The organism is Thiobacillus denitrificans ATCC 25259, from assembly GCF_000012745.1.
Classification (GTDB): Bacteria; Pseudomonadota; Gammaproteobacteria; order Burkholderiales; family Thiobacillaceae; genus Thiobacillus; species Thiobacillus denitrificans_B.
The window spans coordinates 1038563-1059332 of record NC_007404.1; the positions used below are offsets into that span (position 1 = coordinate 1038563).

21 protein-coding genes are annotated in these 20770 nt (G+C 66.7%); 6 read left to right on the forward strand and 15 right to left on the reverse strand.

All coding sequences use genetic code 11. The features are described 5' to 3' along the window. Positions 1-19: 19 nt before the first annotated feature. A complete protein-coding gene (gene pgi / locus TBD_RS04910; protein WP_011311486.1) occupies positions 20-1672 on the reverse strand; it encodes a glucose-6-phosphate isomerase in 1653 nt (550 codons plus the stop codon). 101 nt (positions 1673-1773) lie between these two features. On the opposite strand from pgi, the gene TBD_RS04915 reads away from it, so the two are divergent. Further along, positions 1774-2259: an FKBP-type peptidyl-prolyl cis-trans isomerase gene (locus TBD_RS04915; protein WP_011311487.1), complete on the forward strand. Its 486-nt coding sequence runs from the start codon at positions 1774-1776 to the stop codon at positions 2257-2259. A gap of 74 nt (positions 2260-2333) precedes the next feature. On the opposite strand, the gene TBD_RS04920 is transcribed toward TBD_RS04915, so the two are convergent. From TBD_RS04920 to TBD_RS04940, 6 genes are read right to left on the reverse strand one after another with little or no spacing between them, the layout of a single operon-like run. After that, the gene (locus TBD_RS04920) at positions 2334-2843 is read right to left on the reverse strand and encodes an SCP2 sterol-binding domain-containing protein (protein WP_011311488.1); all 510 of its coding nucleotides are present in this window, start codon (positions 2841-2843) and stop codon (positions 2334-2336) included. Between the two features lie 60 nt (positions 2844-2903). Then, positions 2904-3056, reverse strand: a complete 153-nt coding sequence (locus tag TBD_RS14945) for a hypothetical protein (RefSeq protein WP_187147204.1) — start codon at positions 3054-3056, stop codon at positions 2904-2906. 35 nt (positions 3057-3091) lie between these two features. Then, entirely contained in the window at positions 3092-3769 is a 678-nt protein-coding gene (locus TBD_RS04925) for a hypothetical protein (RefSeq protein WP_011311489.1), read from the reverse strand. Continuing rightward, on the reverse strand, positions 3766-4692 hold the full coding sequence (locus tag TBD_RS04930; protein ID WP_011311490.1) for an MlaD family protein: 927 nt from the start codon (positions 4690-4692) through the stop codon (positions 3766-3768). The genes TBD_RS04925 and TBD_RS04930 overlap by 4 nt, the downstream gene beginning before the upstream one ends. Beyond that, positions 4689-5093 (reverse strand): hypothetical protein, encoded by a 405-nt coding sequence (locus tag TBD_RS04935; protein WP_011311491.1) that lies wholly within the window; start codon positions 5091-5093, stop codon positions 4689-4691. Before TBD_RS04935 ends, TBD_RS04930 begins: the two co-directional genes overlap by 4 nt. 44 nt (positions 5094-5137) lie before the next feature. Then, positions 5138-5932 (reverse strand): MlaE family ABC transporter permease, encoded by a 795-nt coding sequence (locus tag TBD_RS04940; RefSeq protein ID WP_011311492.1) that lies wholly within the window; start codon positions 5930-5932, stop codon positions 5138-5140. Between the two features lie 114 nt (positions 5933-6046). Here TBD_RS04940 and TBD_RS04945 point away from each other — a divergent pair, with 114 nt between their 5' ends. The 4 genes from TBD_RS04945 to TBD_RS04960 are packed head-to-tail and all read left to right on the forward strand — an operon-like array spanning position 6047 to position 10495. Next, positions 6047-6580: an SH3 domain-containing protein gene (locus tag TBD_RS04945; RefSeq protein ID WP_011311493.1), complete on the forward strand. Its 534-nt coding sequence runs from the start codon at positions 6047-6049 to the stop codon at positions 6578-6580. Further along, positions 6580-7518 carry a M48 family metalloprotease gene (locus tag TBD_RS04950; protein WP_011311494.1) on the forward strand — a complete coding sequence of 313 codons (939 nt, stop codon included), beginning with the start codon at positions 6580-6582 and terminating at the stop codon, positions 7516-7518. Before TBD_RS04945 ends, TBD_RS04950 begins: the two co-directional genes overlap by 1 nt. Further along, positions 7515-9728: a CHASE2 domain-containing protein gene (locus TBD_RS04955; protein ID WP_011311495.1), complete on the forward strand. Its 2214-nt coding sequence runs from the start codon at positions 7515-7517 to the stop codon at positions 9726-9728. Before TBD_RS04950 ends, TBD_RS04955 begins: the two co-directional genes overlap by 4 nt. Before the next feature lie 2 nt (positions 9729-9730). Beyond that, entirely contained in the window at positions 9731-10495 is a 765-nt protein-coding gene (locus TBD_RS04960) for a 3',5'-cyclic-nucleotide phosphodiesterase (RefSeq protein WP_011311496.1), read from the forward strand. Positions 10496-10519: 24 nt separating this feature from the next. On the opposite strand, the gene TBD_RS04965 is transcribed toward TBD_RS04960, so the two are convergent. The 8 genes from TBD_RS04965 to TBD_RS05000 all read right to left on the reverse strand — a co-directional run bounded on the left by TBD_RS04965 (position 10520) and on the right by TBD_RS05000 (position 19928). Beyond that, entirely contained in the window at positions 10520-11551 is a 1032-nt protein-coding gene (locus tag TBD_RS04965) for a hypothetical protein (protein ID WP_011311497.1), read from the reverse strand. 111 nt (positions 11552-11662) lie between these two features. Next, the gene (locus tag TBD_RS04970) at positions 11663-12373 is read right to left on the reverse strand and encodes a DUF302 domain-containing protein (RefSeq protein WP_011311498.1); all 711 of its coding nucleotides are present in this window, start codon (positions 12371-12373) and stop codon (positions 11663-11665) included. Positions 12374-12411: 38 nt separating this feature from the next. Further along, positions 12412-14952: a hybrid sensor histidine kinase/response regulator gene (locus tag TBD_RS04975; RefSeq protein ID WP_011311499.1), complete on the reverse strand. Its 2541-nt coding sequence runs from the start codon at positions 14950-14952 to the stop codon at positions 12412-12414. A 14-nt stretch (positions 14953-14966) separates the two neighbouring features. Continuing rightward, a complete protein-coding gene (locus TBD_RS04980; protein ID WP_011311500.1) occupies positions 14967-16034 on the reverse strand; it encodes an ABC transporter ATP-binding protein in 1068 nt (355 codons plus the stop codon). 5 nt (positions 16035-16039) lie between these two features. After that, positions 16040-17629: an ABC transporter permease gene (locus tag TBD_RS04985; protein WP_011311501.1), complete on the reverse strand. Its 1590-nt coding sequence runs from the start codon at positions 17627-17629 to the stop codon at positions 16040-16042. A gap of 94 nt (positions 17630-17723) precedes the next feature. After that, positions 17724-18737: an extracellular solute-binding protein gene (locus tag TBD_RS04990; protein ID WP_041432966.1), complete on the reverse strand. Its 1014-nt coding sequence runs from the start codon at positions 18735-18737 to the stop codon at positions 17724-17726. 74 nt (positions 18738-18811) lie between these two features. Further along, entirely contained in the window at positions 18812-19528 is a 717-nt protein-coding gene (locus tag TBD_RS04995; protein WP_238376499.1) for a hypothetical protein, read from the reverse strand. Then, positions 19455-19928: a C40 family peptidase gene (locus TBD_RS05000; RefSeq protein ID WP_049750217.1), complete on the reverse strand. Its 474-nt coding sequence runs from the start codon at positions 19926-19928 to the stop codon at positions 19455-19457. The genes TBD_RS04995 and TBD_RS05000 overlap by 74 nt, the downstream gene beginning before the upstream one ends. A gap of 71 nt (positions 19929-19999) precedes the next feature. On the opposite strand from TBD_RS05000, the gene TBD_RS05005 reads away from it, so the two are divergent. Further along, positions 20000-20689, forward strand: coding sequence for a DUF6781 family protein (locus TBD_RS05005; RefSeq protein ID WP_011311505.1), 690 nt, complete (start codon positions 20000-20002; stop codon positions 20687-20689). The last annotated feature ends 81 nt before the right edge of the window (positions 20690-20770 follow it).

Here is a 20770-nt window from a genome sequence, read left to right on the forward strand (position 1 = left end):
GACGGCGTCGGGGCGTGCGTTAGGTACTGAGGCCGCGGCGCCGCCGGATGTCGGCGATGAGGCCCTGGGTCGAGCCGTCGTGTTCGCCGATCACGCGTACCGAACTGAGCGCCGCGCGAATCGGCGGTGCGAGCTGCTTGCCGAGCTCGACGCCCCACTGGTCGAAACTGTTGATCTGCCAGATCACGCCCTGCACGAAGACCTTGTGCTCGTAGAGCGCGATCAGCATGCCGAGCGTGTGCGGGTCGAGCTTCTGGTAGAGCAGCGTGTTGCTCGGACGGTTGCCCGGAAAAACCTTGTGCGGAGCGAGCGCGCGGGCGTCGTCGCGGGTCATCCCCTGTGCGATCAGTTCGGCTTCGATGACCGCGCGCGACTTGCCTTTCAACAGCGCCTCGGTCTGTGCGAGACAGTTGGCGAGCAGCCATTCGTGCTGGTCGGCCAGCGGCGTGAGGTTGACGGCGGCGACCAGGAAGTCGGTCGGAATCAGCCGCGTCCCCTGATGCACGAGTTCGAAGAAGGCGTGCTGGCCGTTGGTGCCGGGCGCGCCCCACACGATCGGCCCGGTGTTGTAATTGACGAGCTTGTTGGCGCGGTTGACGTTCTTGCCGTTCGACTCCATGTCGAGCTGCTGCAGGAACGGCACGAGCAGGCGCAGACGCTGGTCGTAGGGAAAGACGCCGTAGGTGTCGGTGCCCCAGAAGTTCGCGTACCAGATGCCGAGCATGCCCAGAATGACCGGCATGTTGGCCTCGAGCGGTGCCTCCTTGAAGTGGACGTCCATTGCGTGCGCACCGGCGAGCAGGGCCTGGAAGTTGCCCCAGCCGATCTGCAGCGCGATCGACAGCCCGATCGCCGACCACAGTGAATAACGGCCGCCGACCCAGTCCCAGAAGATGAACATGTTCTCCGGATCGATGCCGAAGGCTTCGACCGCCTGCGCGTTGGTCGACAAGGCGACGAAGTGGCGCGCCACGGCTTCGGGTGCCCGCAGCGCTGCAAGCAGCCAGGCCTTGGCCGAGTTGGCGTTGGCGAGCGTCTCGAGGGTGGTGAAGGTTTTCGAGGCGACGATGAACAGCGTCGTCTCGGGATCGAGCTGGGCGAGCGTTCCGGCAAGATGCGACGGATCGAGGTTGGAAACAAAATGCACGCGCACGTTTTCGACGGCGTAGTGGTCGAGCGCGTGGCACACCATCGCGGGACCGAGGTCCGAGCCGCCGATTCCGATGTTGACGACATTGCGGATCGGCTTGCCGGTGTGGCCGCGCCAGCTGCCGTTGTGGACCGATTCGACGAAGCGCTGCATGCGGTGCAGCACCTTGGCGATCTCGCGTTCGACGTCGACGCCTTCGACCATCAGGGCGGGTCGTACCGGCGCACGCAGGGCCACGTGCAGCACGGCACGCTTCTCGGTGAAGTTGATGCGCTCGCCCGTGCACATGGCGTTGCGCATCTCCTCGAGCTCGGATTCGCGCGCCAGTTGCGCGAGATGCCGCATCGTCTCCTGCGTCACGCGATTCTTCGAGTAGTCGAGCAGCAGATTTCCGCAACGCAGCGACAGGGTCTCGAAACGTGCGGCGTCCTCGCGGAAGGCCGCGCGCATGTCGAAGTTGCGCATGCTCTTGAAGTGCTGCTCGAGCGCTTTCCAGGCGGGGAGGGTCTTGAGTGGTTTCATGGACGTGCGATCAGTCGGCCGGGCTTCGAAGGTATCATAAGCAGCGGCAGCGTCGCCGCCGGGGCGTGCGCCTTTCTTTCGACGGTTCAGGATGAGACAGCATGGTCACCGTGACACGGAACAAACTCGTATACATCACCTATTCCATCCTCGACGCGCGCGGAATGGTCGTCGAGCAGCACGATCTGCCGGTCGGCTACGTCCAGGGCGCGCACAGCGGCATCCTTCCCGCAATCGAGACGGCCGTGGCGGGGCGCAAGATCGGCGACCGCGTCGAGATCCAGTTGTCGCCCGAGGAGGGGTACGGACTGCGTGACGAGAGCCTGGTCTTCGTCGACGAGATCGAGAACGTTCCGCCCGAGTTCCGGCGCACCGGCGCCGAAGTCATGTTCGAAAACGAGTCGGGTGAGACGAAGGTTTTTTACGTCACCTCGGTCGAAAACGGCAAGGTCACGCTCGATGGCAACCCGTCTCTGGCCGGACAAAGCGTGACCTGCCTCATCAACGTCGTCGACGTTCGCGACGCGACGCCCGAGGAAATCCGCAACGGCCGCCCGCTCGACGCCGCGGGCGGAACCGTCCATTAGGCCCGATCCTTTCGGCAGGTCCTGACGCAAGAAAGCCGGGATTTCTCCCGGCTTTCCGTTTCAGCCGCGCGTTTTTACTTGGCCGGGCAGGCTTTGTCGCCGGGGATTTTCCCGGGCAGACGCAGGAAGGCTTCGAACGGGCCCATCACGCTCATCGCCTCCATCTTCGGTCCGGCGAACTTCAGGCGGCCGAACATCATGGCCTTCATGGGGCCGTATTCGCCAGCGCCCATTTCGTCCCAGCGGTCGGTCGTCGCATGCATCGTGTAGTCGACGGCGTGATCCATTTTCGGGTTCTGCACGGCGCCGCCGTAGACGCACATCGCCTTGCCGTCCTTGGCCGAGATCTTCATTTCGGTCTGCGTCGGCTCGCCGCAGTCGGTGCGGTAGAGGTGGATGATCTTGTAGCCGCGGCCCTTGTCGTTCTTGACCCATTTTTCGGCCAGACCGTTGGTGAGTGCCGCGTCCTTGTTCCAGGCGTCGCAAGCCTGTGCGGTCCACTCCGCGGACATCATTGCGGGTGCGGCCTGCGCGGCGCTTGCGAATGCGGCCACAAGGGCCAGTGCGACGGATGCGTATTTCATGGGTACCTCCTCCTTTTATTGAATATTTGGCTTGCAGCCCGACTCGGATACAGCTTGTTGTTACTGCTGAAGAACCGCATTCTCCGAGGCTGCACGGTAATCATAGGTCGCGGCCTTGTCAATGCGGCGAACGGTTTTTCTGGATGCCGCGCGGGCCGGGCTTTGGCGCCGGTTCCGCGGCGCGTGCACCGACACGCGCATGGCGTCGAGCATCGGCCGGCGCAGCAGCCCGCAGGGCGTTAAACCGGTCAGGGTGAGGCCGCGATATTTTCCTCGACGAGACGAATGCGTCGTGCCAGGCGCGCCTCGGTTGCGTGATCGCCGCGGCTGGCGGCCTGCGCTTGCTCGAGTTTGAGATAGGTCAACAGCGGGTGGCGCCAGCCGTTCGACGAGGCGGTTTCCGTCGCGAGCGACAGCGTGGCGGGTCCGGCTTCGCCGCGCATGAGCAGCAGGCTCGCGTCGAGCAAACGCGCGAGCGGATGGTCGATCGCGGCGAGGGCCTCGTGCCGGCGCGCGGCCTCGGCGCGGAGCAGCGCGCGATGCTGCCGGGGCAGCAGGCTCGGATCGAGATCCTGCCAGCGCAGGGTGACGAAGCGGAAGTAGGCCGCGTCCTCGGCATCGGGCTTGGCCTCGGTCGCGGCGAGTTCCGCATATTCGGCGCATGAATCGTCGATCAGCATCGCGCGACGGGTGGCGCAACGCACAAGCCACAGGCGCGCGGTCTCGCGGACTCGGCCGGCGCCTCCGGTCGCGGCGACGGCCTGCTGGAAGTAGCGCTCGGCGAGCGTGTTTTCGCCGCGCAGCGCGTGCTTCTGATAACGCGCGACCAGATCGGCCGAATCGGTCTTCCAGTCGGGCGGCGGCGGGCCTCCGCTGCCGCAGGCCGCGAGCAGAAGCGGGAAGGCAAGCACGATCAGACGCTTCATGGCAGCTTCACCTCTGGGTCGCGCGCAAACGGCCACTTCTTGTTGATCTCGTTGACGAGCGCGTTGGCCTTGCGCACGGCGTCGTCGATTTCGCTGCGCAGGGCGGCGATGTCCTGCGTGCCCTGCTTGACGTCGGCCGAAATGTCGACGGCGTTCGCCATCACCGCATCGGCCTTCTTCAGGCTCGCCTGCGCGTCGTTCAGCATCAGCCTGACCTGGGCGAGCGAGGCCCGTGTCTCCTCGGCGACGCCGTCGGGCGCGAACAGCCAGCGGTCGGTTTTCAGCGCGATGCCGTCGAGTTTGGTGATCAGGGCGCGGGTCTTGTCGAGCGAATCGGTGACTGCGCGCGCCTTCTCCGCGCTGCCGAGCAGGCCTTCGAGCATGCCGTATTCGCCGGTCATGCGCCCGGTGAGCTTCTCGACGTTGGCGAGCGTCGCGTTGACTTCGCCGTCCTTGCGCGTCAGATGTTCGACGTTGGCGAGGATGGCCTTGACGCGCTCGACGAGCGCGGGGATTTCCTTGCTGACGTCGGAACTGAGCAGCAGGACCGTCGAGCCGTCGGCCAGCGTGGGCGCGTCGAGGTCGGGTGAATCGACGCGTATCTTCGCCCCGCCGACCAGCGGCTTGTCGAGCGTGAAGGTGCTGGTTTCGCGCAGCCATTTGGCATTGCGCTCGAGAAACTCGGCGCGGATCACGATGCCGCCGTCGTCGTTGAGGCCCAGCGTGCTGACGCGGCCGATTTCGATGCCGGAGAACACGACCGGGACGCCGGGCGCCACGCCGTCGGCGCTCGCCGCCGCGAGTCGCAGCTCGAAGATGTCTTCGAAAAAGCCGCGCGCGTGCAGCAGATAGACGACGAACACCGCGGCGAGAAAGAGCGACGTCGCGGCAAAAAGCCCGACCTTGAAATGCAGTTTGTTCATTCCGAATGCGTGGCGGGCGCGTAGAGCACCCGGTTCCAGTCGAAGTCGTAGATATCCCAGGTCCCGCCGGTTTCGGCGGTCGCCGCTAGCTGGCGGATGAAATCCGGGTAGGGAACATCGTAAAGCATGGCCCCCGGGCGGTCGATCAGGAGCCGCGGGCGCTTGAGTATGAGCGCGCGCGCGAGCTGGGTGATGAAGCGCTGCGCCGGCGTCATGTCCGGGTCGCGCAGCGACGCGATCTCGCCGTGGCCGAGGCGTTCGAGCAGCTGCCGCGCCTGCCGGGTGGACTCGGCGACGTCGTGATGACGCTGGTAGATCGGGATCAGCGCGATGTTGTCGAGCGCCGAGAGATTGGCCCGCAGCGGCAGCTCGAGCGCGACGCGCGCCACCTGGTCCGACAATGCAGCGACCGCGGCGCGCAGGCTGTCGCGGTCGGCGAACGTGGTCAGATGTATTTGAGCGCTAATGACACCACCTCGATCGCCACAATGGCGAAGAATACGCGCATCATGCCGCGCAGCACCGACACCGGCACCATGAAGAGCTTCTTAGGCGTCTCGAGACCGGCGGTCACCGGGATTAGCGTGACCGCCAGGCCGAAGAGCGCGGACTTCACGACCAGGCCGGCGAGGATGCCGAAGTCGAAGATCTTGGCGATGGTCTGCGTGTAGGGCTCGAAGCCGGCCGTTCCGGCGCCGTAGATCGCGAGATAGCCGAGCAGCAGCGCGAGCAGCCCGGCGAGCCCGGCGAGCGTGACGACCGACACCACGCCGCCGATCAGGCGCGGCAGGAACTCGAATTGCATCGGTGGAACCTTGCAGTGCGCGAGCGCATCCAATTCGTTGTTCACCTGCATCAACGCGACTTCGGTGTTGATCGCGCTGCCCGAACGCAGGGCGACGAACAGGGCCGTGAGGAAGGGCAGCAGTTCGAGAACGAGCACGCGGATCGTCATTTCGCTCGCGAAGGCGGTCAGGCCGAAGTCACGCGCGGTCGACAGAATGATCGTTATGATCAGCCACGAAATGACCAGGGCGTAGCCGAGAAAAACGTGCAGAATCTGTACGGCGGTGAAGTAGACCTGCTTCACGACGACGTCGAAGGTGGCGCGGTTCCAGGTCTCGCGCTCGAGCAGCAGCAGGCCTGCCTTGCCGAGGAACGAGAACATCGCGTAGCCGACCGTGAACCAGCCGACGACCTTGGCGCCGAGCGATTCGAGGGAGGCCGCAATGGAATTCATCGCGGCATCTTAACGTCATCGCCGAGGCTTGCGCCATTGTTCGAAAGGACGGCCGCGCGTGCTTGCGCACGCGTCGGTCACGACATACAGTTTTGCAGTCACACGGAGACCGGCATGAAAAAAACATTTCTGATCAAGGGGCTCGCACTGCTGCTGGCGATGGGCGCGATGCCTGCGCTCGCTGCGCAGGGCACGGTATTGCGTAACGAAAAGCTCTACAGCCAGCCGAGCGCGACGTCGAAGGTGACGGCGACTGCGGCGAAAGGGGCGAGCGTCACGATCCTCGCCAAACGCGGCGGCTGGTTGCAGGTGAAGTCGGGCAGCTCGAGCGGCTGGATCCGGCTGCTGTCGGTTCGCGCGGGCGCCGGAGGTCTCGGCGGCGCGGGGCTCGGTGATGTGGTCGGCGCCGCGACGACGCGCTCCGACCCGAGCCGGGTCGTCGCGGTGGCCGGCCTGCGCGGACTCGACGACGAGGATCTCAAGCAGGCCAAGTTCGACGGCGCGGAGCTGGCGCGGATGGACGCGTGGGACGCCAGCGCCGCGCAGGCGCGCAGCTTCGCGGCGCGCGGCGGTCTTGCCGCCGCCAACATCGCTGCGCTGCCTGAACCGCGGCCCGCGCAGCAGCCTTCGACCTGGGAGGCCAACTGATGAAAACCCGTGCGATGCAAATCAAGGCCCTCGTCCTCGCGGTCGCCCTCGGCCTGAGCGGGGGTGCGAGCGCGATCGATTTCGGCAAGCTGCTCGAAGAGCGCCTCAACCAGGAATTGAACAAGAACAAGCAGCCGCCCGCCGAGCAGACGGCTCCGCCCGCGGCGCAGAGCGCGGCCGCGTCGCCGCCTCCCGAGAACCAGAAAATCGACGCGCGCCAGCTCGGTTTTGCCCTGTTCGGCGACTACTCGCCCGAAGAGGAGGCGCGCATCGGCCGCCAGATTTCCGGAAACCTTCTCGGTGCCGTGCCGCTCGTACCTGACGACAAGCTGCAGAATTACGTCAACCTCGTCGGCAACTGGGTCGCCGCGCAGAGCGGGCGCAGCGACGTCAAGTGGCGTTTCGGCGTACTCGACACCGAGGACATCAATGCTTTCGCGGCACCGGGTGGCTACGTGTTCATCACCAAGGGGCTTTATCGGCGGCTTGGCAACGAAGCGCAGCTCGCCGGTGTCCTCGGCCACGAAATCGCTCATGTCACCAAGAAACATCACCTCAAGGTGCTCAAGCAGTCGAGCCTGATCGGCGCACTCGGCCAAGCCGCCAGCAAGAAGGCGAAGGACAGCGATCAGGTGGTGCAGAACCTGATCGGCAACGGGGCCGAAATCATGGCGCGCGGGCTCGACAAGAACGCCGAGTTCGAGGCGGACCGCGTCGGCATCGTGTTCGCGGCGCGCGCCGGCTACGAGCCGTGGGGGCTTCCCGACGTTTTGCAGGATCTCGCCGGCCTGCCGGCCAAGGACGCGCGCACCGGACTGCTGTTCAAGACCCACCCGCACCCGGCCGACCGGCTGGCGGCGTTGGGCGAGGCGGTCGATGGCCGCCTCGACGCCGTGCAGGGCAAGACGCTCGCCGACCGCTTCTACCGCATCAAGTGACGCGGGTCTCGTCGAGGCTGCTTCAGGCGGGGCTGTCGGCGCTGTTCGTGCTGCTGATCGCGGCGCACGTCGGCGGCGCGCTCCATTTCGATCCGATCGAGCGCGTCGAGGCTTGGCTTTACGACGCGTGGCTCAAGCGCACCGCGCCGACCGGGGCGGACGATCGCATCGCGATTCTCGACATCGACGAGGCGAGCCTGAAGAGCGTGGGCCGCTGGCCATGGAGCCGGGACACGATGACCGCGCTGGTCGAGCGCCTGTTCGACCATTACGGCGTCGCAGCGGTCGGCTTCGACGTCGTCTTCGCCGAAGCCGACCGCAGTTCCGGGCTCGATACCTTGAAGGCGCTCTCGCAGGGCGAGCTCGCAGGCGAGCGCGCGTTCGCTGCGGCGCTGCAGAAGATCGCGCCGCGCCTCGACTACGACGCGCGGTTTGCCGAGGCGCTCGCGGAGCGGCCGGTGTCGCTCGGCTATTACTTCGTCCCCGAGGGATACCGTGCGACGCGCACCGGTACGTTGCCCCCGTGGTCCCTGCCGCCCGAGGTGTTCGGCGCGCTGAAGCCGGGCAGGCCGGCGGCCGGGTATGGCGCCAATCTCGCGCCCTTCCAGGACGCGGCACAGGGTGCGGGCTTCTTCAACATGCTCGCCGACGACGACGGCACGGCCCGGCAGATGTCGCTCGTTCTCCCTTACGGCGAGGGCTATTACCTTGCGCTCTCGGCGTCGACCCTGCGCATCGCGTTCGGGGGCGACGCCGCGAGCGCCGGGGTCGAGCAAAGCGAACTGCTCGGGCGCAACTACCTCGCGCCGTGGCTCGAGGTCGGCGGCATTCGCGTGCCGCTCGGCGCCGACGGCACCGTGCACGTGCCCTACCGGGCGGGCTCGCCGTTTCCCTACATCTCGGCGGCCGACGTGCTGGCTGGCAAAGCGCCGGTCGGGCAACTCGAGAATCGCATCGTGCTCGTCGGCTCGACCGCGCCGGGGCTCGCCGATCTGCGCGTCACCCCGTTCTCCAGCACCTTTCCGGGCGTGGAGATCCACGCCCACCTGATCGCGGGCATGCTCGACGGCACGACGCGGGTGACGCCGCCGTGGGCGCGCGACGCGAGGCTGGCGGCGGTATTGCTGCTGGGCGCCGTGCTGATCGTGGTGCTGCTGCGCTTCGGCCCGGCGCTCGGCCTCGCCGCGACGCTCGCGTTGCTCGGCCTTCTGCTCGCCGCCTACGGCGCCGCGTGGGCGCGCTTCCAGGTGGTGCCGATGGCGGCGCCGATGCTCGCGGTGGCGGGGCTGTATGCGCTCAACACCGCGTACGGCCTTTTCGCCGCGACGCGCAGCAAGCGCCAGATCACGCGGCTCTTCGGCCAATACGTGCCACCCGAACTCGCCGCCGAGATGAGCCGCGATCCCGCGCACTACACGATGGAAGGGCAGTCGCGCGACATGAGCGTCCTGTTCTCCGACATTCGCGGCTTCACCAATTTTTCCGAAAAGCTGAGCCCGACCGAGCTTTCCGAGGTGCTCAACGCCTATCTTTCGACGATGACGCGCATCGTGCAGCAGCATCAGGGCACGATCGACAAGTACATCGGCGACGCCATCATGGCGTTCTGGAATGCGCCGGTCGATCTCGCGGACCATGCCGCGCGCGCGGTCCGCACAGCGCTCGAGATGCAGGCGGCGCTGCCGCAGCTCAACGACGAGTTCGCCGCGCGCGGCTGGCCGGCGGTGAAGATCGGCGTCGGCGTCAACACCGGGCGCATGAGCGTGGGCAACATGGGCTCGGAATTCCGCATGGCCTACACCGTGATGGGGGACGCGGTGAACCTCGGATCGCGCCTCGAGGGCATCACCAAGCAGTACGGCGTCGGCATCCTCGTCACCCAGTCGACGGTCGACGCCGACCCGGTTCACGCCTACATGAAGGTCGACGAAGTCCGCGTCAAGGGCAAGGAGACGCCGGTCGCGATCTATGAGCCGCTCGGGGCAAAAGACCGCCTCGCCGACGACGTGCGCAGCGCCGCCGCCGCCTTCGACGCCGCCTTCGCCGCGTATCAGAAGCAGGACTGGGACGCTGCCGAGACGGCCCTGCGCGCGCTTGACGCGAAGTCGCCGCGCGCGTTGTACGATGTCTATCTTGAGCGCATCGCGCAGTTCCGCGCCGCGCCTCCGCCGCAAGGCTGGGACGGCGTCTACGTCTACACAACGAAATAACGATGAAACTCACCGTATTGGGCTGCAGCGGCGGGATCGGCAGCGGCCGCCACACGACCGGCCTGCTCGTCGACGACGACATCCTGATCGACGCCGGCACGGGCATCACGACGCTCGACTTCGAGCAATTGCAGGCGATCGACCACGTGTTCCTGACCCACGCGCACCTCGATCATGTGCTCGGCCTGCCACTCCTGCTCGACAGCGTCGGCGACCTGCGCGAGGCCCCGCTCATCGTGCACGCGCTGCCCGAAGTCCTGCAGGTGCTGTCGGATCATCTGTTCAACTGGCAGCTGTGGCCGGACTTCCGGAAAATTCCGAGCGAGGACGCGCCGTGGCTGCGTTTCGAACCGCTCGGATTCGGCGAGGTCTGCACCGTCGACGGGCGCAGCTTCCGGCCGCTGCCCGCGAACCATGTCGTCCCCGCCTGCGGCCTGCACGTTTTTGCGGAAGCCGGCGGAATCGTCTTCAGCGGCGACACGACCCATAGCGAGGCATTCGTCGCCGCGCTCAACGCGATTCCCGACCTGCGCCACCTCATCATCGAGACCTCGTTCGAGAATGCACTGGCCGCCATCGCCGAGGTGTCGAAGCATCACTGGCCCGATTCGCTGGCAGCGGAATTGAACGGGGTCAAGATCGCGCCAGCGGTCTGGATCACCCATCTCAAGCCCGGCAACGAGTCGGCGATCATGAACGAGTTGCGCGAGGCCGCGCCCGCGTGGCGAATCGAAGCCCTGATGCAGGGGCAGGTGATCGAAATCTGATCCGTTCGGCGCGCGTGCGCCGCTTCACACCGCAAAAAGCGCCAACTCGTCGGCGAAGCCGGCCGCGCTGAAACCTTCGTAATCCTCACGGCTGAAGCGCGTGACCGCGCCGGCCATTTCGCTCCATCCGTAGCCGCGGACGCGCGCATTCAAGGCCGGCGCATCCTGGGGGGCGCGGGCGACGAGATGCATGCATCCCTGGCTGTAGACGAGGTTGTAGGGGGTGTCGCGGCGATGCAGCCGCTCGAGCGCGTGCCAGGCCTCGGCGCGATCGGCAAAGCGCAGGCAGGCGAGCGGATAGGGCGCCGCGCCGCCATTGTGGACGAAGCGCGCGTCCTGTATCGGCAGCGGCGTCGCCTGCACGAAGCTCTGGAAATGCAGGTGGTTCACCGAAGCACCCGCGCCGTTGCTGTTGTAGCCGAGGCAGAGCCCGGGCACCGCCGCCGTCGCGCAGACCTCCCAGGCCCAGGCGTGCGATTCCGAAGTCAGGAACTGCGGCGCTTCGCGCAGCGGCTCCGGCACGAGCAGGCCGTGGAGGCGGGCGAACGGAAACTTGTTGTACAGCATGCGCACGTGCATGCCGGCGAGGTCGCCTTCCCACAGCACTTCCTTCATCAGGAAGGGCTTGTTGAAATGAAAGCCCCCTCCGTCGAACGGGCGCAGCAGCGCGCCGAATGCCGTGCCGCTGATGCGCGGCGGGCGCAGGGCGCGGACCGGGTTGAACGCGACCTGCCAAGGCCCCGCGCGCCGGCTCTCCATCAGCCCGACGCGGCCGAAGCCGATCGCATCGAGCTTGAGGAAGACCAAAACGTCGTCGTCCGGTTCGTCGATCTGTCGGCCCTCGCGCAGCGCGTTCCGGAGCGCCGTCGCGAGTTCGTCGTGGCGAACTGCAAGTGGCGGCGAGAGGCGTTCCCACAGTCGCGGATCGTAAGCCGCGTTCGCAAGAACGAGGACGAAGACGCCAAGGCCGCGATGCTTTTCGAGCATCGCGAGCAGGCCGTCGGCGAAGTCTTGCTCAAGCGCGGGAAGCGAGCGGAACGGGGAGGAAGCTGTCATGGCGGGTGGCGGGATTTGCGGTCGCGTGAAGAATACCGAAGAACTGCGTGCGCGCTGCGTGGTGTGAAGCGCTGCGCAGGCCGCTTGTCGCCCCGTGCCCCGTCGGTGCGGTCAGAGCTCGCCGTTGGCGCCCGCGCGCATGACGCTGTCGAGTTTTTCGCGGACGACGCGCGCGCCTTCGCGCAGTTCGGGCGTGATCCCGGCTTGCTTGCCGGCCTGGTCGAGCCAGATCAGATCCCAGTCGAGCGTCATGACCCAGATGTTCTTGTCGGCGTCCTCCATGACCGCGATGCGGCAGGGCAGGAATACCGCCATTTCCGGAATCAGCCGCAGCAGATCGCGGCCGACGGCGATATCGCAGAAGCTGAAGACCTCGATCCGCGGCGCGGTCTCGTCGTTCAGCACCGAGCGGAACTCCTTCCAGATCAGATTGCTGCCGACGAACTTGAGGTTGACCTGATTCGCGCGCAGCATCATCGACTCGACGACCTCGTCGAACGAAACGCCGGGCTTGGCCTTGTATTTCGCGGCGAAATAATTCATCGCCTCGCGCGCATCCATCTGCATCATGTGCGCGATGACCGGCATCGTCAGTTCGCGCCAGCGCTGTTTTTCCTCCGGCGTCAGCACCCGGTTCATCTGGTAGTCGCGATACGGCGGCGGCGCGGCCTGCTGCCTCATCAGCGGGCCATAGGGTGTCGGCGTCACGTCGATCCAAGGCGTGCTCTGCGGGTGCGCCTCGGCCGGCGCCTCGGCAGGCGGGGCGGCGAGCGCGACGCTGGCGAAAAGCGCGGCGAGGGTGAACAGGGCAGGGCGCATCATGTTCGGTCTCCCGGACGGTAACAACTTCATCCTATGCATCACAGTGCGGGCGTCAATGCGTAGGCCGCGACGAGCGCTTCGAGCACGGCGAGTTCGGCCGCCGCACCGCCAAAATCCGCGTTTTGCACGCACGCCTCGATGCGCGCCGCGGCATCTTGCACGGCGACGGCCATCACGCTCGCCGCCGCGCCTTTCAGTGCGTGGGCTTCCTTGCGGCAGGCCGCTTGATTCCGCGCGGCAATCGCCTGTTTCAGGGTCGCGAGGCTCGTCTTGGTCGTGGCGATGAAGAGCCGCTCCAGCTCGCCGACGAGTTCGGGATTTCCCGGGTAGCGGGCATCGAGCGCCGCGCGGTCGAGCAGGCTGCCCTTGACCTCGGCCGTCGCGCTCGCAGGCGCCGGCAGCCATTGCATGAGCAGCGCAACCAGGGCGGCCTCGGTGTAGGGCTTGCTGAGGTAATCGTTGGCGCCCGCGGCGAGGCAAGCCTCGCGAAAGCCGACACTGGCGTTCGCGGTAAGCGCGACGACCGGGGTACGGCCCGCCCGCCCGGGGAGCTGGCGAATACGCCGCGTCGCTTCGAGGCCGTCCATTTCGGGCATCTGCCAGTCCATCAGCACAAGATCGAAGTCGGCGCTGCCGAGGCGCTCCAGCGCTTCGCGTCCGCTGGCAGCGAGTGTGTACTGCAGGCCCATTGCACGTAGTTGGTGCGCGAGCACCTTCTGGTTGACCGGGTGGTCTTCGACGACCAGGATGCGCCCCTGCAGTTCGACGCTGCTCGGCGCCGGCAGTTCGGCCAGCGGGAGATCGGTCGTCGGGAGCCGGACGGAAAGCGTGAAGCGGCTGCCGCGGCCGGGCGCACTCTCGACCGTCAGCTCGCCGCCCATCAAGGCGGCGAGCTGGCTGCTGATGGCGAGTCCGAGGCCGGTACCGCCGTAGCGCCGCGTGGTCGACGAGTCGGCCTGCGAGAACGCCTGGAACAGGCCGGCCTGGGTCTCGGCGCTCATGCCGATGCCGCTGTCGGTCACGCTGAAGCGGCATGCGACCTCGTCGCCCAGGGTTTCGAAGCTGCCCGAGAGTTCGACATGGTCGCGATCGGTGAACTTGATCGCGTTGTCGACGAGGTTGAGCAGGATCTGGCGGATGCGCGTGGGATCGCCGAGCAGGGCCGGAGGAGGCGACTCGTGGAGCGCGAGGGTCAGTTGCAGGTTCTTCTCGAGCGCCCGCGCCTGGAAGAGCGCGACCACTCCCTGCATCAGCGCGACCGGCGAGAACGCGACCGCTTCGATCGCGAGCTTGCCCGCCTCGATCTTCGAGAAATCGAGAATGTCGTTGATGATCTTGAGCAGGCTTTCCGCCGAGCTCTTGAGCGTCGAGACGTATTCGCGCTGCCGCCCGTCGAGCGGGGTTTTGAGCAGCAGGCTGCTCATGCCGAGAATGCCGTGCATCGGCGTGCGGATCTCGTGGCTGACGTTGGCGACGAATTCCGACTTCGCGCGCGCCATCTGGAGGGCCGCTTCGCGCGCGGCTTCCTTGGCGGCCTCGGCGGCACGGCGTTCCGATACGTCGCGCATGATCGCCTGGATCACCGGCCGGCCTTCGAGCTGCATGGCATGCAGAGCGATCTCGGCAAAAAAAGTCGTGCCGTCGGCGCGGCGTCCCTGCCAGTCCATGACCGCGTGACCCGTGCTGCGCGCCGTTGCGATGGTCTGGCGCGCGTGATCGGAGGCGCTCACGCCGTTGGCCTGCATCGGCGTGCCAAGCCGGGGAATCGGGGTGTTGACGAAGTCGGCGACGGAGTCGATGCCGAACATCGACAAGGTCGCCGGGTTGCAGTCGGTGAAGCCGTGGTCGTCGAGGATGACGACCGCGTCGGAATTGGTTTCGAAGAGCGTCCGGTACTTCTGCCGTTCGGTCTCGAGCTGACGCGTCTGCGTCAGCATGCGCCGGCTTACGAGCACCGCGACGAGCGTCGCCAAAAGCGTCGCGAAGATGCCGAGCACGAGCATCAGCGTCCGCGTCGCCTGATAGGCGTCGAAGGTCTTGCCGAGCGCGACCTCGTTGGCCTTGCGCTGCAGGTTGGTCATGTTGTCGAGCGCCTCGACCAGGCGGTTCTGCAACGGGATCGCCTCGCGCTGCAGCTGGGTCAGTGCGCCGTAGTTGTTCTCGTCGAGCGCGGCTTCGACCACCGCGAACATCACCGGCTGGTTGGCGAAGGTGATCGCGTCGAGCTCGGCCATCAGCCGCTTTTCCTCGGGCGTCGCGAGCATCGCCGCGAGCTGGCCGCGGTCCTTGGCGTACTGCTCGCCGTAGCGCTGGAAGCGCAGGAACAGGGCGTCCTTCTCCCACGGGTCGATCGACACGACGATGTTGTGCATGATGACGGCGCGGTCGCGCAGGGCGTCGCGCATCTGCGACGCGAGGCGCGTCTTGACGTTGTTCACCGACACGACGCGTTCGAGTTCGGCGTTGAGCTGCGCCATCTGCGTGACGCCGAGTCCGATCACCGCGAGCATCAACAGCAGGGCGGCGGTGAATCCGAGTCCGACGTTGAAGATCAGGCCGCGCAGTGGGGACGGCAGCATGGGCGTCAGGAGACCTACTCGCGACGGAAGGCCACGACGTGATCGACCGCGAGCTTGATGCCGATCTTCTCGCCGATGGCGTGATTGTGGTGCGAGGGCACGAGCGACAGGGCCCGCTGGCCGCTCGGCAGCTTGAGCGTATAGAGGAATTCGGCGCCGCGGAAAGCCTTGTTCTCGACTTCGGCGAGCAGCAGGCTGTCGTCGTCGTGCACGATGTCGTCGGGCCGTAGCAGCACGTCGACCTTGCAGCTGCGCACGCATTCCGCGCAGCCGCTGGCGTCGCACTCGACCGGAATCTGGCCCTTCAGGACCCCGAGTTCGATCTCGACGAGGTGATCGTTGATGACCTCACCGGTCACCAGGGCGCCCTGGCCGACGAAGTCGGCGACGAAGCGGTTGGCCGGTTCGTGATACAGGTTGTAGGGGGTGTCCCACTGCTGGATGCGCCCCTCGTGCATGACCCCGACCCAGTCGGCGAGCGCGAAGGCTTCGTGCTGGTCGTGGGTGACGATCAGCGCCGTCGTCGCCTCGCGCTTGAGGATGTCGCGCACCTCGAGCGACAGGCGCTCGCGCAGCTCGACGTCGAGGTTGGAGAAGGGCTCGTCCATGAGGATCAGGCGCGGGCGCGGCGCCAGCGCGCGCGCGAGCGCGACGCGCTGCTGCTGCCCGCCCGAGAGCTGGTGCGGGAACTGCTCGGCGTGGCCTGCGAGCCCGACGAGCCGCAACAATCCCGCGACGCGAGCGGCGCGGGCGTCCCTCGATTCGTCGCGCAGCCCGAAGCCGACGTTGGCGGCGACGCTCAGATGCGGAAACAGCGCGTAGTCCTGGAACACCATGCCGACGCGGCGTTTTTCCGCGGGGAGCATCCACCCCGGTCGGCTGACGACCTCGCCGCCGATGCGGATCTCGCCGCTCTGTATCGGCTCGAAGCCTGAAATGCAGCGAAGCGCGGTCGTCTTGCCGCAGCCCGAGGGGCCGAGCAGACAGCCGATCGAACCTTCGGGCAGGGTGAAAGTGAGGTCCGCGATGATTTGCCGGGCGGCATACGACTGCGAGACCGAGTCGAGGATCAGTTCAGCCATGGGGCTTAGCCGTGCGCGCGCGTTCCGCGCCAGGTCAGGAGAATAACCGGGATGATACCGGCGATGACGATCGCCAGCGACGGCAGCGCCGCGCGCTCCCATTCGCCCTCCGAGGTCATCTCGAACACGCGTACCGCAAGCGTGTCCCAGCCGAAGGGCCGCGTCATGAGCGTGATCGGCATTTCTTTCATGATGTCGACGAAGGCGAGCGCTGCCGCGGTCAGCAGGCTTGCGCGCAGCATCGGCAGATGGACGCGCGCGAGCAGGCCGGCCGTGCCGGTGCCGAGGTTGCGCGCGGCCTCGTCGACGTTGCGCGTGATGCGATGCAGGCCGCTGTCGACGGGGCCGAAGCCGACGGCGAGAAAGCGCACGAGGTAGGCGAGCAGCATGACGACGAGCGTGCCCTTGAGGATCTCCGAGCCTTCGAAACCGAACCAGGCGTGGCCGGCCTCGATGATCTGGTTGTCGAGCCAGGCGACGGGGATGAAAAGGCCGACCGCTAGGACCGCGCCCGGGAAGGCGTAGCCCAGGGTCGCGAGGCGCTGCAGCCAGGCCATGCCCGAGCCCGGCCGCTGCCGCCCGGCGTAGGCGAGCAGCAGCGCGATCGTGACGACCATCGCCGCACCGATTCCCGACAGCAGCACCGAATGCCAGGCGAAGCCCCAGTAGCGGTTGTCGAGATCGCTGGCGACGACGTCGCGCGTCCACAGCGCCAGCTGCGTCACCGGAATCACGAAGGCGATCGCGAGCACGATGCCCGCGTAGGCGAAGGCGAGCGTGGCGAGCAGCGGCGAGAGCCGGATGCGGCGTGACGCGGCGCCGCGTCCGACCGCGCCGTAGCGCATGCGCGCGCGTGAACGCTGTTCGAACACGACGGCGACCAGCACGAAAAGAATCAGGATCGATGCCAGCTGCGCTGCGGCCGAGAGCGAAAACAGGCTGTACCACGCCTTGTAGATCGCGGTGGTGAAGGTGTCGTAGTTGAAGATCGCCATGGTGCCGAAGTCGGCGAGCGTTTCCATGAGCGCGAGCATCATGCCGGCCGCGATCCACGGGCGCGCCATCGGCAGCGCGACACGAAAGAAACCGCGCGTGCGCGACAAGCCGAGCGACTGCGCCGCTTCGAGCGCGATCGCGCCTTGGGTCGCGAAGGCATTCCGCGCGATCAGGTAGACGTAGGGATAGAGCGCGAGCGACATCACGAGAATGACGCCGCCGCGCGAGCGGATTTCCGGCAGGCCGGTAAGGTTCCAGGTATCGCGCAGCCAGGTCTGCAGCGGCCCGGTGAAATCGAGCAGCCCGATCGCGACGAAGGCCGTGACGTAGGCCGGCAAGGCGAGCGGCAGCAGGAGGGCCCAGTCGAACACGCGGCGGCCCGGGAATTCGCACATTGCGGTGAGCCAGGCGAGCGACACGCCGAGGACGCTCACGCCGACGCCGACGCCGAACATCAGCCACACGGTGTTGCCGACCAGATCGGGCAGCACGAACTCGGTCAGGTGGGCAAGGATGTCGCCTTCGACCTCGGCGAACGAGGAGAACGTGACGGCGACCGGAATCAGCACCAGCGCCGCGACGGTAAGCGCGAACAGCATCCAGCCGCTTGCCCGCCGGCGGGACGCAGGGAAAACAAAAACGCCCGCGGGGGGCGTTTTTGCAGGTGCTGCAGCGGTTTCGGACAAGGTGTGTTTATTTGTAGCCAGCGCGGTCCATCAATTTTACGGCCTTGGCCTGCAGGCTGCCAGCGTCCTTCACGTTGATGAGGTTCTGCTTGAAGTTGCCCCAGGCGGCGACCTTCTGGTCGGGCGAGACCTTCGGGTTGACCGGGTATTCGAGGTTGACGTCGGCGAACTGGTTCTGCGCCTTTTCCGACGACAGCCACTCGATCAGCTTTTGTGCCCCCGCCGGGTTTCTCGCATGGCGTGTGACGCCGGCACCCGAGACGTTGACGTGCACGCCGGCGGCCTTGTTCTTGAGATTCTGGTTCGGCCAGAAGATCGCGAGCGGCAGGTCGGACTTCTTGTCCATCAGGCGACCGAAGTAATAGGTGTTGACGAGCGTGACGTCACATTGCCCGGCGGCGACGGCTTCCATTGCCTTGGTGTCGTCGGGGAAGGGCGAGGTCGCGAGGTTGGCGACCCAGCCGCGCACCATGTCTTCGGTCTTGTCCTCGCCGTATTCGGTGATCATCATCGCGACCAGGCTCTGGTTGTAGACCTTCTTCGAGGTGCGCAGGCAGAGGCGGCCTTTCCATTTGGGGTTGGCGAGGTCTTCATAGGTCGACAATTCGCCGGGCTTCACCTTGCCGGTGTTGTAGACCATCGTGCGCGCGCGCACCGACAGGCCGAACCACTCGTTGTCGGGGTCGCGCAGGTGGGCCGGCACGTTGGTCTGCAGGGTCTTCGACTTGATCGGGCGCAGCAGGCCTTCTTCCGACGCCTGCCACAGGTTGCCGGCGTCGACCGTCAGCAGCACGTCGGCCGGCGTGTTCTTGCCCTCCGCCTTGAGGCGCGCCATCAGGGGGCCTTCCTTGTCGGTCACGAACTTGACTTGTACGCCGGTCTCGCGCGTGTAAGCGTCGAACAGGGGCTTGATCAGCTGCTCGTTGCGCGCCGAGTAGACGACGACTTCCTCTGCCAGGGCAGGCAGCGAGGCGAGGCCGAGGGCTACGACGGAGAGGAGCCGGGTGAGCGTCGATTTCATCTTCGTTTCCTTGGGGTGAAAGGGATTGTGCGGCATCCTACTACTAATGAGAACGGTTATCAATAATATGCCGTTCAGCGGTGCTCGAACTGGAACACAAGGCGCAGTTCCCCTTCGAAATGCGTGTCGAGCTTCACCCGGCCGGGCGCTTCGTCGTGTGCGAAGCCGGGCTGCCGCTCCGGGCTGACGTCGAGCAGCCGCAGTTGCGCCGCGGGGTAGGTGACGTCGAGTGTCACGTGCATCGGGTAATAGCCGTCGAGGAACTTGCGCATGTAGGGGCCGTGCGAGAGGCTGTAGTAGCCGTTGCCGGTGTTGCGCAGCGCACGCGTCCGGGCCGAAAGACACAGCCGCGCGCCCGGTGCGACGTTCTCGAGCTGCACGCTCGCGCCTTCGACCCACGCCCGGCCGATGCCGGAAAAGGTGTCGATCGCGAGCCCGCGCACGTAGCCCTCGCGAAACGTGATCTGGCTGCGCGGCACCGCGTCCATGTGGCTGTGGCATTGCTCGAGTTCGACCCAGCCCGAGCGCAGGCTCTCGGCGGTGACGCGGACGCGGTTCTCGTGATGATGCACGGCGTTCGCAGGCGGCGCCTCGAGGAAACGCAGCGCGCCTTCGTTGACGGCGTCCGCGCTACGCATGTCGAAGTCGTCGCTGGCCGCGGTCGGTACCGCTGCGACCAGTGCCAGCGCCGCGAGTACGCGGCGGCCGAGGCGGGGCTTAGCGCGGATCATCTGCGGCCGGTTGCCCGGCGTCCGGCACGACGACGCGGCGCGCGCCGTCGTAGCGTTCACGCCAGTACGGGTCGCCGATACGGGAGACCATGACCGCGCCGCTGCGGCTGCTCGCCGCGTGCACGAAACGGCCATCGCCCAGATAAATGCCGACATGGGAAAACGCGCGCTCGAGGGTGTTGAAGAAGACAAGATCGCCGGGCAGGAGTTCGTCCGGCGCGAGCGGAATCGTCTGCGTGCTGATCGAACGGCTGTCGCGCGGCAGGACGACCCCGGTCACCTGTCCGTAGACGTGAGCGACGAAGCCGCTGCAGTCGAGCCCTGTCTCGGGCGAGGTGCCGCCGAGCCGGTAAGGGTGCCCGATCAGACTCAGGGCGTAGATCGGGACATCCGCCGGCACGTCTGCCGCCGCGACGGGAAGCGCCAGCAAGGCCAGCAGGGGCAGGAGGGCGCGGTTCATCGAAACAATCTGCTCTATAGTTGAAACGGAAACGGTCACAGGTCGTGAATCTTATACACGAGGACAGCATCATGAACGACGCGCCCGCGCCAGGCACCGCCGGCAGCACCATTCCCGACAACATGCAGTTGGCGAAACTGCACGACGAGGCCGCGGCAAGCGCGTCCGAGCCCGATCTGCGCGAGCGCGTACGCGCGCTGACGGCGCGGGCGCTGGATGAGCGCCGGCTGGCGCTGGGCGAGGTCGCGTCGGTGCTCTCGGCGATCATCTCCGGCGTCGGCAGCGGACTCGGCGCGCGCGGCGGCGAAATCCGCGAGGGCCTTAAGCAGGCGGTTGCCGGTCTGGACGAAGCCGTCGGCAGCGCGGCGCAGGCGACTTCCTATACCCTGAGCGAGGCCGCCGCCCAAGGTCGCGCGTTCAAGGACAACGAACTCAAGGCGAGCCTCGAACAGCTGCGCGCCCTGGAGGGGCAGATGGTCGATGCCCTGAAGCGCGCTGCCAGCGAGTCGGGCGGCAAGCTGAAGGAAGAGCTTGGCTACCTCAGCGATCACCTCAAGCACAGCGGCACCCGCACCGGCACCCAGGTGCGCGAAGCGCTGCAGCAGCTCGCGAGCGGCGTCAAAGCCAGCGGCAAGGCCGGCCGCGCCGGCCTCAGCGAATCCGCGAGCGTCGCCACCGACCACCTCGCGCAGGTCGCGAGCGGCGTACTCGCTGCGCTCTCCGAGTCGCTCAAGCGAAGCAGCGAGCGCTTGCGCCCCTGATACGTACTAAGCCCAAGCGGGGGACACGCCCGCACCGCCTGCCGCTACACTCTCGGCAACGGCATTACTGACGCCACAAAA

Coding starts and splice junctions, on each gene's coding strand:
- pgi (WP_011311486.1), bottom strand. CDS start 1,672: ATGAAACCACTCAAGACCCTCCCCGCCTGGAAAGCGCTCGAGCAGCAC.
- TBD_RS04915 (WP_011311487.1), top strand. CDS start 1,774: ATGGTCACCGTGACACGGAACAAACTCGTATACATCACCTATTCCATC.
- TBD_RS04920 (WP_011311488.1), bottom strand. CDS start 2,843: ATGAAATACGCATCCGTCGCACTGGCCCTTGTGGCCGCATTCGCAAGC.
- TBD_RS14945 (WP_187147204.1), bottom strand. CDS start 3,056: ATGCTCGACGCCATGCGCGTGTCGGTGCACGCGCCGCGGAACCGGCGC.
- TBD_RS04925 (WP_011311489.1), bottom strand. CDS start 3,769: ATGAAGCGTCTGATCGTGCTTGCCTTCCCGCTTCTGCTCGCGGCCTGC.
- TBD_RS04930 (WP_011311490.1), bottom strand. CDS start 4,692: ATGAACAAACTGCATTTCAAGGTCGGGCTTTTTGCCGCGACGTCGCTC.
- TBD_RS04940 (WP_011311492.1), bottom strand. CDS start 5,932: ATGAATTCCATTGCGGCCTCCCTCGAATCGCTCGGCGCCAAGGTCGTC.
- TBD_RS04945 (WP_011311493.1), top strand. CDS start 6,047: ATGAAAAAAACATTTCTGATCAAGGGGCTCGCACTGCTGCTGGCGATG.
- TBD_RS04950 (WP_011311494.1), top strand. CDS start 6,580: ATGAAAACCCGTGCGATGCAAATCAAGGCCCTCGTCCTCGCGGTCGCC.
- TBD_RS04960 (WP_011311496.1), top strand. CDS start 9,731: ATGAAACTCACCGTATTGGGCTGCAGCGGCGGGATCGGCAGCGGCCGC.
- TBD_RS04965 (WP_011311497.1), bottom strand. CDS start 11,551: ATGACAGCTTCCTCCCCGTTCCGCTCGCTTCCCGCGCTTGAGCAAGAC.
- TBD_RS04970 (WP_011311498.1), bottom strand. CDS start 12,373: ATGATGCGCCCTGCCCTGTTCACCCTCGCCGCGCTTTTCGCCAGCGTC.
- TBD_RS04975 (WP_011311499.1), bottom strand. CDS start 14,952: ATGCTGCCGTCCCCACTGCGCGGCCTGATCTTCAACGTCGGACTCGGA.
- TBD_RS04980 (WP_011311500.1), bottom strand. CDS start 16,034: ATGGCTGAACTGATCCTCGACTCGGTCTCGCAGTCGTATGCCGCCCGG.
- TBD_RS04985 (WP_011311501.1), bottom strand. CDS start 17,629: ATGCTGTTCGCGCTTACCGTCGCGGCGCTGGTGCTGATTCCGGTCGCC.
- TBD_RS04990 (WP_041432966.1), bottom strand. CDS start 18,737: ATGAAATCGACGCTCACCCGGCTCCTCTCCGTCGTAGCCCTCGGCCTC.
- TBD_RS05000 (WP_049750217.1), bottom strand. CDS start 19,928: ATGAACCGCGCCCTCCTGCCCCTGCTGGCCTTGCTGGCGCTTCCCGTC.
- TBD_RS05005 (WP_011311505.1), top strand. CDS start 20,000: ATGAACGACGCGCCCGCGCCAGGCACCGCCGGCAGCACCATTCCCGAC.